12 protein-coding genes are annotated in these 15168 nt (G+C 63.5%); 4 read left to right on the forward strand and 8 right to left on the reverse strand.

Translation table 11 applies throughout. The features are described 5' to 3' along the window. Nucleotides 1–17 precede the first annotated feature (17 nt). From CLU94_RS13095 to CLU94_RS13120, 6 genes are all read right to left on the reverse strand, one after another. Entirely contained in the window at nt 18–1160 is a 1143-nt protein-coding gene (locus CLU94_RS13095; protein WP_099665930.1) for a sugar ABC transporter permease, read from the reverse strand. Beyond that, nucleotides 1157–2728, reverse strand: coding sequence for a D-xylose ABC transporter ATP-binding protein (gene xylG / locus CLU94_RS13100; RefSeq protein WP_099665931.1), 1572 nt, complete (start codon nt 2726–2728; stop codon nt 1157–1159). The genes CLU94_RS13095 and xylG overlap by 4 nt, the downstream gene beginning before the upstream one ends. 63 nt (nt 2729–2791) lie before the next feature. Next, a complete protein-coding gene (gene xylF / locus CLU94_RS13105; RefSeq protein WP_099377905.1) occupies nt 2792–3766 on the reverse strand; it encodes a D-xylose ABC transporter substrate-binding protein in 975 nt (324 codons plus the stop codon). Between the two features lie 91 nt (nt 3767–3857). Continuing rightward, complete coding sequence (locus tag CLU94_RS13110) at nt 3858–5645, reverse strand: IlvD/Edd family dehydratase (protein ID WP_099665932.1); 1788 nt, start codon at nt 5643–5645, stop codon at nt 3858–3860. Next, nucleotides 5642–6409 (reverse strand): SDR family NAD(P)-dependent oxidoreductase, encoded by a 768-nt coding sequence (locus CLU94_RS13115; RefSeq protein WP_099665933.1) that lies wholly within the window; start codon nt 6407–6409, stop codon nt 5642–5644. Before CLU94_RS13115 ends, CLU94_RS13110 begins: the two co-directional genes overlap by 4 nt. Nucleotides 6410–6437: 28 nt before the next feature. Then, nucleotides 6438–7598: a fumarylacetoacetate hydrolase family protein gene (locus CLU94_RS13120; RefSeq protein WP_099665934.1), complete on the reverse strand. Its 1161-nt coding sequence runs from the start codon at nt 7596–7598 to the stop codon at nt 6438–6440. Between the two features lie 102 nt (nt 7599–7700). Between CLU94_RS13120 and CLU94_RS28025 the strand changes: the two genes are divergently transcribed. The 4 genes from CLU94_RS28025 to mmsB all read left to right on the forward strand — a co-directional run bounded on the left by CLU94_RS28025 (nt 7701) and on the right by mmsB (nt 11914). Next, nucleotides 7701–7979 (forward strand): hypothetical protein, encoded by a 279-nt coding sequence (locus CLU94_RS28025; protein ID WP_143451405.1) that lies wholly within the window; start codon nt 7701–7703, stop codon nt 7977–7979. Between the two features lie 50 nt (nt 7980–8029). Next, nucleotides 8030–9052, forward strand: coding sequence for a multiple monosaccharide ABC transporter substrate-binding protein (gene chvE, locus CLU94_RS13125; RefSeq protein ID WP_226939565.1), 1023 nt, complete (start codon nt 8030–8032; stop codon nt 9050–9052). A 113-nt stretch (nt 9053–9165) separates the two neighbouring features. Then, on the forward strand, nt 9166–10707 hold the full coding sequence (gene mmsA, locus CLU94_RS13130) for a multiple monosaccharide ABC transporter ATP-binding protein (protein ID WP_099665935.1): 1542 nt from the start codon (nt 9166–9168) through the stop codon (nt 10705–10707). Then, on the forward strand, nt 10697–11914 hold the full coding sequence (gene mmsB, locus CLU94_RS13135) for a multiple monosaccharide ABC transporter permease (RefSeq protein ID WP_099665936.1): 1218 nt from the start codon (nt 10697–10699) through the stop codon (nt 11912–11914). Before mmsA ends, mmsB begins: the two co-directional genes overlap by 11 nt. Nucleotides 11915–11975: 61 nt before the next feature. On the opposite strand, the gene CLU94_RS13140 is transcribed toward mmsB, so the two are convergent. Together CLU94_RS13140 and CLU94_RS13145 are read right to left on the reverse strand one after the other, a co-directional pair. Beyond that, nucleotides 11976–13607, reverse strand: coding sequence for an NAD(P)/FAD-dependent oxidoreductase (locus tag CLU94_RS13140; protein ID WP_099665937.1), 1632 nt, complete (start codon nt 13605–13607; stop codon nt 11976–11978). Further along, on the reverse strand, nt 13607–15118 hold the full coding sequence (locus CLU94_RS13145; protein WP_099665938.1) for a polyamine aminopropyltransferase: 1512 nt from the start codon (nt 15116–15118) through the stop codon (nt 13607–13609). Before CLU94_RS13145 ends, CLU94_RS13140 begins: the two co-directional genes overlap by 1 nt. Between the last annotated feature and the right edge of the window lie 50 nt (nt 15119–15168).

Raw genomic sequence — 15168 nt, forward strand, 5'->3', positions numbered from 1 at the left:
GCCAGATCGTTTCACGGCTAGCGGCGTCCGGCACGCGTGCTGACATCGACCCACACGGCGAGGGTGAGGATACTGCCTTTTACGATCATCTGCCAGTAGGTGTCCACGTCCAGCATGGACATGCCGTTATCGAGGCTGGCCATCACCAGCGCGCCGATCAGGGCGCCATACACGGTGCCCGAGCCGCCGCGCATCGAGGTGCCGCCGATGAAGCAGGCGGCGATGGCATCGAGTTCGCTGAAGGTGCCGGCCGACGGCGAACCGGCCGCCAGGCGGCCCGTGTTGATCAGGCCCGCCAGCGCGCACATCAGGCCCATGATGCCGAAGATCCACAGCTTGACGGCTTTCACATTGATGCCGGACAGGCGCGTCGCTTCCATATTGCTGCCGACAGCGTAGATGCGCCGCCCGAACACGGTCTGGCTGGTGATGTAGCTGAACAGCCCCAGCAAGGTCAGCAGCAACAGCACGGGCAGCGGGATGCCTTCATAGCCATTCAGGGTTTGCACGAAGGCGTACAGCACGGCGCCGATGACGGCCAGGCGCAAGCCGTCGGCCCAGGGCGCCGTCTGCGGCAAGCCATGCTGCGCACGGCTGGCACGCGCGCGCCACGTCAGGAAAGCGGCCAGCAGGAACAGGCCGATGCCCAGCACGATGCCGGGCACCGCGGGCAGGTAGCCCTGTCCCAGGTAGACCATCGGCTCGGAGACGGGCGCGATCGTGATACCGCCCGTGATGCCCAGCAGGATGCCGCGGTACGCCAGCATGCCGCCCAGGCCAACGATGAAGGACGGAATGCCACGGTAGGCGGTCAGATAGCCGTTGAGGAGGCCGATCACCAGGCCGCAGCCCAGCACGGCCGCCAGGTTCAGCGCCAGCGGCCAGTGCTGCGTCACGTCTAGCACGGCGGCAATGCCGCCGAGTAGCCCCAGCAGGGAGCCGATCGACAGGTCGATCTCGCCAGCGATAATCACCAGTACCATGCCGCAGGCGAGGATGCCGGTGACGGACATCTGGCGCAGCAGGTTCGACAGGTTGCGCGGCGTGAGGAAACTGCCCTCCGTCTTCCACGAAAAGAAGGCCCAGATCAGCGCCACGGCGATCAGCAGGGCCAGCATCTTGTATTGGGTGAACAGCTGTTTGATACTGTGCGGTTTCATGCTGCGGGTTCCTTGTTTGCGGTGTTGGCGGCGGGTGCCGGGCGCTGGTCCAGCGCCGCCGCCAGCACGGTTTCCTGGCTCAGGCCATCGTTGATAAAGTCGCCGCGCAGGCGGCCTTCGCCCATCACCAGCACGCGGTCGGACACGCCCAGCACTTCGGCCAGTTCCGACGAGACCATGATGATGGCCACGCCCCGGTCGGCCAGCGCCAGCATCAATTTGTAGATTTCATATTTGGCGCCCACGTCCACGCCGCGCGTGGGCTCGTCGAGAATCAGGACGCGCGGGCGCGTCAGCAGCATCTTGGCCAGCACGGCCTTTTGCTGGTTGCCGCCCGACAGGCTCGTAATGGGCAGCGACGGGCTGGCCGCCTTCAGCTCCAGCTGGGCGATTTCGCCGCGCACGGCCGTCAATTCCGCCTCGCCATCGATGCGCGTAGCGCGCGCGAATTGCTCCAGCACGGCCAGGGTGATGTTCTGTCCCACGTCGAGATCCGGCACGATGCCGTGATGCTTGCGGTCTTCCGGCACCATGGCCAGGCCCATGGCAATCGCTTTCTGCGGCGAGCGGGTATCGATTCTCCGGCCATCGAGCCACACTTCGGCCTGGCACGGCCCCTGGTAGGCGCCAAACAGGGCCGAGACGAGTTCCGTGCGCCCCGCCCCCACCAGACCGGCGATGCCGAGGATTTCGCCCTTGCGCAGGGTAAATGACACATCGTCGACGCGCTTGCGCTGCGGGTTGTCGGCGTCGATGCAAGTCACATGGCGCGCCTCGAACAGCACCTCGCCAATGGCCGGCGGCTGCGCGCGCTGCGGATACAGCTGGCTCATTTCGCGGCCCACCATCTGCGCGATGATGCGTTCGACGTTCATCTGCGCCATCGGCGTGGTGGCGATATGCCTGCCGTCGCGGATGACGACGATGGTGTCGCAGATGGCCGCCACTTCATCGAGCTTGTGCGAAATGTAGATGCAGGTGACGCCCTTGGCCTTCAACGCGCGCAGGATATCGAGCAGCACGGCGATTTCCGACGCCGTCAGCGACGATGACGGCTCGTCGAGAATCAGCAAGCGCGCATTCTTGTTGAGCGCCTTGGCGATTTCCACCAGTTGCTGGTGGCCGCCGCCGTAATTCATCACGGGCTGCGCCACGTTCAATTCGGGAATTTTCAGTTCGCGCAGCAGCTCGTCGGCGCGCTTGTACATGGCCGCATAATGCATGCGCCCACCCGGCAGGGTCAACTCGCGGCCCATGAAGATATTTTCGGCCACGGACAGCTGCGGCACCAGCATCAGCTCCTGGTGGATGATGATGATGCCCGCGTCTTCCGTGTCGCGGATCGATTGCGCGCGCAGGGGCTGGCCATCCCACAGGATGTCGCCATCCCAGGTGCCGTGCGGGTACACGCCGGACAGCACTTTCATCAGGGTCGACTTGCCGGCGCCATTCTCGCCGCACAGACCGATGCATTCGCCGGCCCGCACCTGCAGGTCGATGCCGTCAAGCGCGCGGACACCGCCAAACTGTTTGACGATGCCTTTCATTTCAAGCAGATAGTCGGACATGCTCACTCTCGTTGCGGATTAACAGAAATCAGGGGTCAGTCCCGGCGGGACTGACCCCAGCTTTTAGTTGCCCAACTGAGCTTTGGTATAGAAGCCGTCGTCGACGAGAATGTTCACATTCGCCTTGGTCAAGGGCGTAGGTTTCAACAGCACCGTGCTGACTTTTTTCAAACCGTTGTCATAGCTGGAGTTGTAGGCCGGCTTTTCATTGCGCGCCAGTTGCACGGCCAGCTTGGCCGCTTCGGCGGCAATGGTTTTCAGGGGCTTGTAGACGGTCATCGACTGCGTGCCGGCGATCACGCGTTTCACCGCCGCCAGATCGGCATCCTGGCCCGAGACAGGCACCTTGCCCGCCAGTTTTTGCGCGGCCAGGGCCTGGATGGCGCCGCCGGCCGTGCCGTCGTTCGAGGCGACGATGGCGTCGATCTTGTTGCCGTTGGCCGTCAGCGCGTTTTCCACGATGGACAGCGCTTCGGTGGCGCTCCAGTCCTTCACCCACTGCTGGCCGACGATCTTGATATCGCCCTTGTCGATAAACGGTTTAAGCACCTTCATCTGGCCTTCGCGCAGCATCTTGGCGTTGTTGTCGGTCGGCGAGCCGCCCAACAGGTAGTAATTGCCCTTCGGTTGCAGCTTGGTCACGCCTTCGGCCTGCATCTCGCCCACTTTCTCGTTGTCGAACGAGATATACGCGTCGATATCGGCATTCAGGATCAGGCGGTCATACGACAGCACCTTGATGCCAGCCTTTTTCGCTTCCTTGACGGTGTTGTTCAATACCGTTGCGTTGAACGGCACGATCACCAGCACGTCCACGCCGCGCGAAATCAGGTTCTCGATCTGCGAAATCTGACGCTGCTCGCTGGCGTCGGCCGATTGCACGAAGACCTTGGCGCCCTGCTTTTCGGCGGCGGCGATGAAGAAATCGCGGTCGCGCGTCCAGCGCTCCACGCGCAGATCGTCGATGGAGAAGCCGATCTTCGGGTTTTTCGCATCGGCCAGGGCGGCGCTGCTGCTCAATGCCAGCATGGCGGTCATGATGGCTGCACTGATGATCTTGTTCATTGTGTGTCTCCTTGTGGATTTTATTAACAACGTTTTTTCACTACGGGTGTTGCGGCTTCAAAAATCAATGGTTATGGCGTGGCAGGGTCTGTCCCACGGCGCGATATTTCAACGCCAGCTCCATGCAGGCGCCCGTTTCCAGCTGGCCCACGCTGGCGCGGTAGAGCTCCTGCCATGGCGTGGCGCTGTCGTTGACGGGCGGCGGCAGCTCTTTGGCGCGGCGCGCCAGCTCAAACGCATCGACCAGCATGTCGCAGCTGCCCCCGTTCAAGTCCACGCGGATCATGTCGCCCGTGCGCAGCAGCGCCAGGCCGCCTCCCACGGCGCTTTCCGGCGAGGCGTTCAAAATCGAGGGACTGTCCGAGGTGCCCGACTGGCGCCCGTCACCCAGGGTCGGCAGGTTCAAGATGCCCGCCTTCAGCAAGGCGTCCGGCGGCTGCATGTTGACCACTTCGGCAGAACCGGGCCAGCCGACAGGGCCGGCGCCGCGCATGACCAGCATGCAGCTGTCGTCGATATTGAGCGCCGGGTCGTTGATGCGTGCGTGGTAATCGTTTGAACCGTCAAAGACGATGGCGCGCGCCTCGAATACGCCCTCGCTACCGGGGCGCGACAGGTAGCGCTCGCGAAAAGCGGGCGAGATCACGCTGGTCTTCATGATGGCGAAGTCGAACAGGTTGCCCTGCAATGCCATGAAACCGGCCTTTTCCTTCAGCGGCGCGGCAAACGGACGGATCATCTCGCGGTCCGCGCTTTCGCGGCCTTGCAAGTTGGCCGCCATCGTCTGCCCCGTGACGGTGGGACGCTCGGCGTGCAACAAACCCGCCTGGAGCAGCTCCCACATCACGGCCGGTACGCCGCCGGCACGGTGGAAGCGCTCACCCAAATACTTCCCGGCCGGCTGCATGTTCAACAGCAGCGGCACGTCGTAGCCGTGCTCCATCCAGTCGCTCGAATGCAATGCCACGCCCGCATGGCGCGCCATGGCCATCAGGTGCGGCTGGGCGTTGGTGGAGCCGCCGATAGCCGCGTTGACGATGATCGCGTCCAAAAACGCTGCGCGCGTGAGGATGCTCGACGGGCGCACGTCGTCATGCGCCATGCCAACGATGCGGCGCCCCGTTTCATAGGCGATCTGGCCCCGCTCGCGGTACGGCGCGGGGATGGCCGAGCAGCCCGTCAGGGACATGCCCAGCGCCTCGGCCAGCGCATTCATGGTCGAAGCCGTACCCATGGTGTTGCAGTGGCCGGCCGACGGCGCCGAGGCGGCGGCGATCTGCAGGAATTTGTCGTTGTCGATCAAGCCGGCGGACAGCTGGCGGCGGCCTTTCCAGATGGCGGCGCCGGACCCTACCAGTTCGCCGTCCATCCAGCCATCGAGCATGGGACCGCCTGACAGCACGATGGCGGGAATGTCCACCGTGGCGGCGGCCATCAATTGCGCCGGCGTCGTCTTGTCGCAGCCCGTCGTCAGCACCACGGCGTCGATCGGGTAGCCATGCAGGATTTCCACCAGGCCCAGATATGCCAGATTGCGGTCCAGCGCGGCCGTGGGACGGCGGCAGTTCTCAAAGATCGGGTGCAGCGGGAATTCCATCGGGATGCCGCCCGCGTCGCGGATGCCGTCGCGCACGCGCTGGGCCAGTTCCAGGTGGATGCGGTTGCACGGGCTGATATCGCTGCCGCTTTGCGCAATGCCGATGATGGGCCGGCCCGAACGCAGCTCCTCTGCCGTGATGCCGTAGTTCATGAAGCGCTCCAGGTACAGCGCCGTCATGTCGATATAGTCGGGATTGTCGAACCAGTCCTGCGAGCGGAAGCGCCGCGCCTGGGGTTGGGCGGGAGTGCTCATGCGCCGTACCAGCCTGCGTCGACGTAGTATTCGCGTCCGGCGCACTTGGCCGCGTTGTCCGATGCGAGGAACAGCGCCAGCGCCGCCACGTCTTCCGGCTCCACGCGCAGTTGCAGGCATTGTCCCTGCAGGATCACGGCTTCCGCCTCCGGCGTATGCCACAGCCGCTCTTGGCGCGGCGTGCGCACGGCGCCGGGAATGATGCAATTGACGCGGATGCCGTCGACACCCAGGTCGCGCGCCAGGCCGCGCGTCAAGCCCTCGATGCCGGCTTTCGCCGTCATGTAGATCGACAGCCTCGCTTGCGCCAGGTGCCAGGAAATCGAACCCAGGTTCAGGATTACGCCGCCCCCCTTGGCGCGCATGGCCGGCGCCACGGCCTGGGCGCAGAAGTACTGGTGGCGCAGGTTGACGGCCATGCGCTCGTCCCAGTAGGCGGGCGTGACGTCCTGCAACTGGTGGCGGTCGTCATTGGCCGCGTTGTTGACGAGGATATCCGTGGCGCCCGCGCTGTGCTCGATCTCGGCGAAGGTGGCGGCCAGGCCGCCCAGGTCCGTCAGGTCGCAATAGCGGAACACGGGCGGCTGCGGCAGGTGCGCCAGCTTTTCCTGCAACGCCAGCGACGCCTCGCGGGCGATGTCGAGGAAAGTGACGTGGGCGCCCTGGCGCGCGAACGCTTCGACGATGGCCACGCCGATGCCGGTGCCGCCGCCCGTGATGACGACGCGCTGACCTGCCAGGCTGGGATAGATTGCATGTTGCATGGTGTCTCTCGTTATAGGAATTGGGAAATCAGATCAGGCCGCGCTGCGCCAGGCTCCGGTACAGCGCGCGCACGCCGAACGTCCAGGGGGCAATCGCATCGCAGCGCTGCACTTCGTTGACCAGCGCGCCCAGCGAAGCGCTGGCAATCGTCACCCGGTCGCCCAGGTGGTGTGTAAAGCCGCCGCCTTGCGCGCCACGGTCCTTCACGGGCGAGAACATGGTCCCCAGGAACAGCATGAAACCGTCCGGGTACTGGTGGTACTGGCCTGCCGTCTGGCGCACCAGGTCGAGCGGGTCGCGGCTGATCTCGCGCATGAAGCTGGCGCCTTCGAGCACAAAGCCGTCGTCCGCGCCCTCGATCAGCAGCGACACTTCCGCCTGGCGTACGGTGTCGAGCGTGAAGTGTTCGTCGAACAGGCGGATGAAGGGGCCGATGGCGCAGGAACCGTTGTTGTCCTTGGCCTTGCCCAGCAAGAGGGCGCTACGCCCTTCGATGTCGCGCAGGTTGACGTCGTTGCCCAAGGTCGCCCCCAGCACCTCGCCGCGGCTGTTGACGGCCAGGACGATCTCCGGCTCCGGGTTGTTCCAGGCGGACGATGGCAGCAAGCCCACCTGCGCGCCGCAGCCCACCGACGACATCGGCTGCGCCTTGGTAAACACTTCCGCATCGGGGCCGATGCCCACTTCCATGTATTGCGACCAGGCGCCGCGCTGCTGCAACTGCTGTTTCAGGCGCTGCGCCGCGTCCGAGCCGGGCTTCAATGCCGACAAGTCGCCGCCCAGAGTCATCTGCAGAGCGGCGCGCAAGCTCGCCGCGCGCGCCGCGTCGCCGCCCGCCTGTTCCTCGATCACCCGTTCGAGCAGGCTGACGGCGAAGGTCACGCCGCAGGCCTTGACGGCCTGCAGGTCGCACGGCGCCAGCAGCAATGGCTGGCTGGCCGGCGCGGCCAGCGCTTGCTCCAGCAGCGCCTGCACGGGGCCGAGCGCAATACCGGGCGCATGGCGGGCGATATCGAGCGCATCGCTGCGCTCGAACAGCTCGGCCACCGTCGCCACCGTCTGCGTGATGTCGACCACCTCGCCGCCACGCACGGCGACGACGCAGGGGCCGTCACGCCAGATGCGGCCGATGAGGAGGGCCTGCGCCAGGTCGGCAGGCAACAGGGAGGCGGGGGAAATCGGCTGCATGGCTAGCTTTCAAAGGGACGTGACGGGAAGGCAAATGGTCGAGTTCGGAGCGATTCTGCGCGCCGCCCTGTGTCGCCGCAATTACGAAAATCACCAAATTGAATGATGATTATTGGTATTGCAGTGCACCAAAAAAAGCCGCCGCCCGGCCCCCTTTCCAGACCTGTCTGCACGGCGGGAATGGGCCGCATGGCGCATTGCATCAATCCGCTTATCGATACCGTTTTGGATATCACCGATGTGAAAAAAGTGATTGGTGAGGGATGGATGGACAAACTAGTATCAGCCGTGGCCTGCAATCGGCCATCCGCACGGAGCCCGCCCATCGGGACGACGGCCCTGGCACATTCAACTATCGAAGACGGTGGAGACCTGAAATGAAAACAACAATGAAAATGCTGACCGCGAGCCTGGCGCTGGCCATCTCCGGCATGGCGGTAATGCCCGTGGCAAGCGCCGCCGACAAGGGCGCGATCGGCATCTCGATGCCGACCAAGTCGTCCATGCGCTGGATCGCCGACGGCGACAACATGGTCAAGGTATTCAAGGAGCGCGGCTACAAGACGGACTTGCAGTTTGCCGACGACGATATCCCGAACCAGCTGGCGCAGGTGGAAAACATGATCACCAAGGGCGCCAAGGTGCTGGTGATCGCCGCCATCGACGGCACCACCTTGTCGAACGTGCTGCAAAAGGCGGCCGACAAGGGCATCAAGGTCATTTCGTATGACCGTCTGATCCGCGGCACGAAAAACATCGATTACTACGCCACCTTCGACAACTTCCAGGTCGGCGTGCTGCAGGCGGGCTATATCGAATCGGCGCTGAAACTCAAGGAAGGCAAGGGCCCGTTCAACATCGAACTGTTCGGCGGCTCGGCCGACGACAACAACGCGCACTTCTTCTACAACGGCGCGCTGTCGGTGCTGAAACCGTACATCGACAGCGGCAAGCTGGTGGTGCGCTCGAAGCAGATGGGCATGGAAAAGGTCGCCACCCTGCGCTGGGACGGCGCCGTGGCGCAGGCGCGCATGGACAACCTGCTCAGCGCCTACTACGGCAATGCGCGCGTCGACGCGGTGCTGTCGCCGTATGACGGCTTGAGCATCGGCATCCTGTCCTCGCTCAAGGGCGTCGGCTACGGCACGCCGAAACAGCCGTTCCCCGTCGTGACGGGCCAGGATGCGGAAATCCCGTCGGTGAAATCGATCATCCGCGGCGAACAGGCATCGACCGTGTTCAAGGACACGCGCGAACTGGCCAAGGTGACGGCGAACATGGTCGACGCCATGATGTCGGGCAAAGTCCCGACCGTCAACGATACCAAGACCTATAACAACGGCGTGAAGGTCGTGCCGTCCTACCTGTTGAAACCGGTCACCGTCGACAAGGCGAACTGGAAGCAGGTGCTCGTCACCGGCAGCGGCTACTACACGGAAGCGCAAGTGAAATAAGCATCGACGGTACTGAAGGCCCGGCGCTGCCGGGCCTTTCGCTTCATGCACGATCAAGAACAAGACTGCCGCACGACCGGCGCCGACCAGCGCGGCCGTGCCAGAGAGGTTATATGACGAACACTATCCTGGAAATGCGCGGGATACGCAAAACATTCCCGGGCGTCGTTGCGCTCGACAATGTCAACCTGCGGGTACGCAGCGGCGAGATCCACGCCATCGTCGGCGAAAACGGCGCCGGCAAATCGACCCTGATGAAAGTGCTGAGCGGCGTCTACGGCCATGGCAGCTATACGGGCGACATCGATTACCAGGGCCAGACGCGGCACTTCCGCGGCATCAAGGACAGCGAAGAAATCGGCATCATCATCATCCACCAGGAACTGGCGCTGGTGCCCCAGCTGTCGATCGCCGAGAATATCTTCCTCGGCAACGAGCCGGCCCGCATGGGCGTCATCGACTGGGAATACGCACAAGCGAAGACGCGCGAACTGCTGCACAAAGTCGGCCTGAAAGAGTCACCGGACACTCTGATCACCAACCTGGGCGTGGGCAAGCAGCAGCTGATCGAGATCGCCAAGGCGCTGTGCAAGGATGTCAAGCTGCTGATCCTCGACGAGCCGACGGCCAGCCTGAACGAAAGCGACAGCGCAGCCTTGCTCGACCTGCTGCTGGGCCTGAAAGCGCAGGGCATCGCCTCCATCCTGATCTCGCACAAGCTCAATGAAATCTCGCGGGTCGCCGATGCCATCACGGTGCTGCGCGACGGGAACACGGTCGACAGCTTCGACTGCCGCGTGGAGCCCGTCAGCGAAGACCGCATCATCGAAAAAATGGTCGGGCGCGAGATGGCCGACCGCTATCCGCCGCGCACGCCCACCATCGGCGAGACCATTTTCGAAGTGCGCGACTGGCGCGTTTTCCATCCGGAGCATGCCGAGCGCCCCGTCATCAAGGGCATCAATATGCACGCGAAAAAGGGCGAGATCATCGGCATCGCCGGCCTGATGGGTTCCGGGCGCACGGAACTGGCGATGAGCATTTTCGGGCGCGCCTACGGCCAGCGCATCAGCGGCACGGTGCTCAAGCATGGCCAGGAAATCGACGTCAGCACCATCGGCAAGGCGATCGCGCACGGCCTCGCGTATGTCACGGAAGACCGCAAGGGCCTGGGCCTGATCCTCGAGGAAGACATCCAGAAGAACACCAGCCTGGCCAACCTGGACGCGATTTCGCAGCACATGGTGATCGACGAGCAGCGTGAATTCGGCGTGGCCGAGGAGTTCCGCCGCAAGCTCAAGACCCGTTGCTCGAGCGTGGCGCAGAAGGTGGTCAACCTATCCGGCGGCAACCAGCAGAAAGTGGTGCTGGCGAAATGGCTGTTTTCGCGCCCCGACGTGCTGATCCTCGATGAGCCGAGCCGCGGCATCGACGTGGGCGCCAAGTACGAGATCTACAGCATCATCAGCGAGCTGGCCGCCGAAGGCAAATGCATCATCATGATTTCCTCGGAAATGCCGGAATTGCTGGGCATGTGCGACCGGATCTATGTCATGAACGAAGGCCGCTTCGCGGCAGAACTGAGCGCGGCAGAAGCATCGCAGGAACGCATCATGCGCGCGATCGTTACACACGGAGAAAACAATGGACAATAAACTGACAGCAGGCGCGCCGGCAGCAGCAGCGCCGGCGGCCGCGCCGCAAGCGAAAAGCTATGCCGGCTTCTTGAAGAACAATATGCGCGACTACGGCATGCTGCTCTCCCTGATCGTCATCATGGGCTTTTTCCAGTACATGACGGACGGCACCCTGATGCAGCCGCTGAACCTGACGAACCTGGTGCTGCAAAACAGCTACATCGTCATCATGGCGCTGGGCATGCTGATGGTCATCGTGGCCGGCCATATCGATTTGTCCGTCGGCTCGGTGGTCGGCTTCGTCGGCGCGCTGGCGGCCGTCCTGATCGTCAACTACAACATGAATTTTGTCGCCGCCAGCATCATCTGCCTGCTGGCCGGCGCCGTCATCGGCGGCGCGCAAGGCTATTTTGTCGCCTTCTTCAAAATCCCGTCCTTCATCGTCACCCTGGCCGGCATGCTGGTATTCAAGGGCCTGACCCTGGCACTGCTGGCTGGCCAGTCGGTCGGCCCCTTCCCGGAAGGCTTCCAGATGCTCAGCTCGGGTTTTTTGCCCGATCCGTTCGGCGGTGAAAACCTGCGTGGCTTTTCCCTGCTACTGGGCGTGATCGCCGCCGCGGCGCTGATCATCACCTCGCTGCGCAGCCGTGCCAAGCAACTGAAGCACGGCATGGAAAACGAGCCGCGCGCCTTCTTCCTGCTGAAAAACGCCATCTTCGCCGCCGTGATGGTGTATTTCAGCTACCTGCTGGCGTCGTACCGCGGCTTTCCCAACGTGCTGGCCGTGATGTCGCTGCTCATCGTCGCCTACACCTTCATCACCAACCGCACCGTGCTGGGACGCCGCGTGTATGCCGTGGGCGGCAACGAGAAGGCGGCGCGCCTGTCCGGCATCAAGACGGAACGGGTCAGCTTCTACACCTTCGTCAACATGGGCATGCTGGCCGCGCTGGCCGGCCTGATCTTCGCGGCGCGCCTGAACACGGCAACGCCAAAGGCCGGCACGGGTTTCGAGCTGGACGTGATCGCCGCCTGCTTCATCGGCGGCGCCTCGGCTTCGGGCGGCGTGGGCAAGGTGATGGGGGCCGTGATCGGCGCCTTCATCATGGGCGTGATGAACAACGGCATGTCCATCATGGGCATCGGCATCGATTACCAGCAGGTAATCAAGGGCCTGGTGCTGCTGGCGGCCGTCTTCATCGACGTGATCAACAAGAACAAGTAGACCGGTTCGAGCCTTAGGGGGCTCTGGCCGGCGCTTGCGCCGGCCTTTTTCATTGATATCCTCATGTGGAAGCCAGGCGCGCCGCCCTGTCACCCCACCACGCCGCTTCCTCGAACACGGAAAAGCCCGACAGATCGGCATGCGCAAACAGGATGGCGCCGTCGTGTTCGCGCAGCGCCTTCAAGCCCGCATTGCTGCGAAATCCTGGCAACGGTGCCGCCATGGCGTGGCCGCGCACGGTGACGTCGACCCGCTCGACGCAGCTGGCAAAATCGCGTCCATACGCCGTCTTCAAATCGACGCTGGCCAGCGCCAGCAATTGCTCGGGCGTGGCCACATCTAACCACTTGCGCGCTTCCTGCGGCGTGCGGTCGGACAGGGCCACATAGGCGCTGAAGACGGTTTTCTCGGGCGGACGCACGCGGATATCCTGGTGCGTGGAAACGACATAGCCGAGGCCCGGTTCCTGGTACACCACGTTGTCCCAGCATAGCGGCGCATGCGGCAGTTCGTCGGGAAAGCGTTTCAGTAAAAAATTCGCCACCAGCCACGGCGCATACGCGGGCGTATCGCGCTGCGCGTCAAAGCCATACTCGGCGATATTGTTCACCACGCGCGCGGCCACGAACAAAGGCATGGCGCAGATGGCCTTGCGCGCCTTGACCAGGTAAGTGCGCGGCTGGCCATCGACCAGTTCCAGGCACAGCGCTTCCACGCCCTGCTCCGTCGTCCGCACGGAAACCACCGTGCCCGCATGACGCTTGACACCTGAGGCCTGCTCCATGGCCGTGGCGACCGGTTGCATGCCGCCCGGCCAGGTCAGCCACGCGCCGTTGCCCGCATTGGCCGCCTGTCCCCAGCGGCTGCAGTAGTAATGCAGGCCCGCCCAGGCCGAGACCTGGTCGTAGCGCGTGCCGTAGTCGTCGCGGCAGCAGTAATTCAAATACCAGTGCAGGGTGGGCGAGGTATAGCCTTCGCGCTCCATCCACTGCTTCAAGGTGATAGTGTCGAGCGCCTGCCAGGCCGGGTCTTGCGACGACTCCACGGTAGGAAAAACGAAGACGCGCTTGCCATCGTTGCCATGCGCCTGGCGCAGGCGCCGCACGTCGGCAAAGAAGCGCTCGTGCTGCGCCAGTTCTTCGGCGGAAACGCCTTCGGTGGGAATGAAGCCATCCTGCCAGTGGCCGTTGAACAGCAGGCGTTCCTCGGGCGCGTGCAGGATGTAGCGCTCGTCGTAAGTCGGCTTTTCCGCCTGCGGATCGCGCTGGATGATCCCCAAATCGAACAGGATCTCGCGCACATGGGTCGATTCGGGCGAAGGCAGCGGCAGGTAATGGCCGCCGGTCGGATAGGCCAGGTCACCGAAATGGCCGCCGGCCGCGTTGCCATACGGCTGCGGCCCATCGATCATGAGGAAATCCTTGTGCCCCAGTTTATTCAAGCGCCAGGCCGCCGTCAGGCCGGCGATGCCGGAGCCGAGGATGGCGACATCCGTGGTGACGGTTGCCGAAGGCGCCGGCAGCGCCGTGCGCTCGCGCAGCAGCTTGCGCAAGTAATGCCCCTCGCTGCGGCCCGGATACAGCACCTTCGGCGTAATTTCCTGCCAGCGCAGATACGCGGCGATGCTGCCGATGCCAGCGGCTGCCGCTGCCGTGCCGCCGGCGGCCCACAGCATGAAGGAGCGGCGCTGCATCAGCGGATCACCCGGTTCCAGTCCTGCTCGAATTCATGCACGAGCGACTGGGTATTCAGGCGATTCGGCGCCATGGGCAGCGGCTGCATGTCGGGCGGGAAGATGAACATCTCGCGCGTGGTGTCCGCATTCAGGTAGCGCATCGGCAGACGATAGCTGGTGGGCGGTTTATAGTCGAGCTGGGGCGAGGCCAGGATAAAACCCCATTCGCCGAACGAGGGCACGTAGGCGTGATAGGGCCAGGTGCGCATGCCCACTTCGCGCAGGGTCGAATTGATGGTCCAGTAGGCGTGCGGCGCAAAGAATGGCGACGTCGATTGCACCACCATCAGGCCCTTGGCCGCCAGGTGCTTTTTCACCAGGTCGTAGAACGGCACCGAGTACAGTTTGCCGAGCGCGAAGCTGGACGGGTCGGGGAAATCGACGATGGCCGCGTCGAACATGTCGCCGTTGTTGCGCAGCCAGACGGCGGCATCGGCATTGACGACGGTAACCCGCTTGTCCGAGAACGAATTGTTGTTCAGCTTTGCCAGTTCCGGGCGCGTGGTAAACGCGGCCGTCATGGCAGGGTCGAGGTCGACGACGGTGACGTGTTCGATCTGTGGATAACGCAGGATTTCGCGCAGGGCCAGGCCGTCGCCGCCGCCAAGCACCAGCACGCGGCGCGCCCACGGCAACGCTTCCAGCACGGGGTGCACCAGCGCCTCGTGGTAGCGGTACTCGTCGCGCGAGGAAAACTGCAGGTTGCCATTGATGTACAGCCGCGTATCGTCCTTCCAGCGCGTGATCACCAGGCGCTGGTAGGGCGTGGTGGTCGAGTACACGATCTGGTCGCCGAACAGGCCGTGCTCGCCCCAGGCCACCATGCGGTCCGACATGGCAAAGCCGGCCACCAGTACCAGCATCACGGCGCAAGCGCGCAGGAAGCGGCTCGTGAGGTTCTTCAATTCCGCGCGGAACACCCAGATCGTCCACAGGCCCACGCCCACATTCAGCATGCCGAACAGGAAGCCCGTGCGCACCAGTCCCAGGTACGGTGACAGCACCAGCGGGAACAGCAGGGAAACGGCCAGCGCGCCCAGGTAATCGAAGGTCAGTACGCGGCTGACCAGCTCGGAAAATTCCGTTTGACGCGAATTCAGGGCGCGCATCACCAGCGGCACTTCCATGCCGACCAGTGCGCCGATCAGGAACACCATCACATACAATAAGGTGCGAAATGGCGCGGCCATCCACGAAAAGGTCATGAACAGGATGGCGGCCGACAGGCCGCCGATCAAGCCCACGGCCAGTTCGATGTCGACGAAGCGCGAGAGCACGTCGTCATCGCGCACATACTTTGAAAAGTGAGCACCCACACCCATGGCAAACAAGTAGCAGCCGATTATGGTGGAAAACTGCAGGATGGAGTCGCCGAGCAGGTAGCTGGACATGGCGCCGGCGATCAGCTCATACGCGAGGCCGCAGGAGGCGACCACGAAGACGGACAAAATCAGAATCTTTTTGTTCATGGGACTTTTTTTGTTCTAATATGCGTTGACGTTATCAAATACTCATTGTG

The sequence above is a fragment of the Janthinobacterium sp. 13 genome, assembly GCF_002749695.1.
Classification (GTDB): Bacteria; Pseudomonadota; Gammaproteobacteria; order Burkholderiales; family Burkholderiaceae_D; genus Janthinobacterium; species Janthinobacterium kumbetense.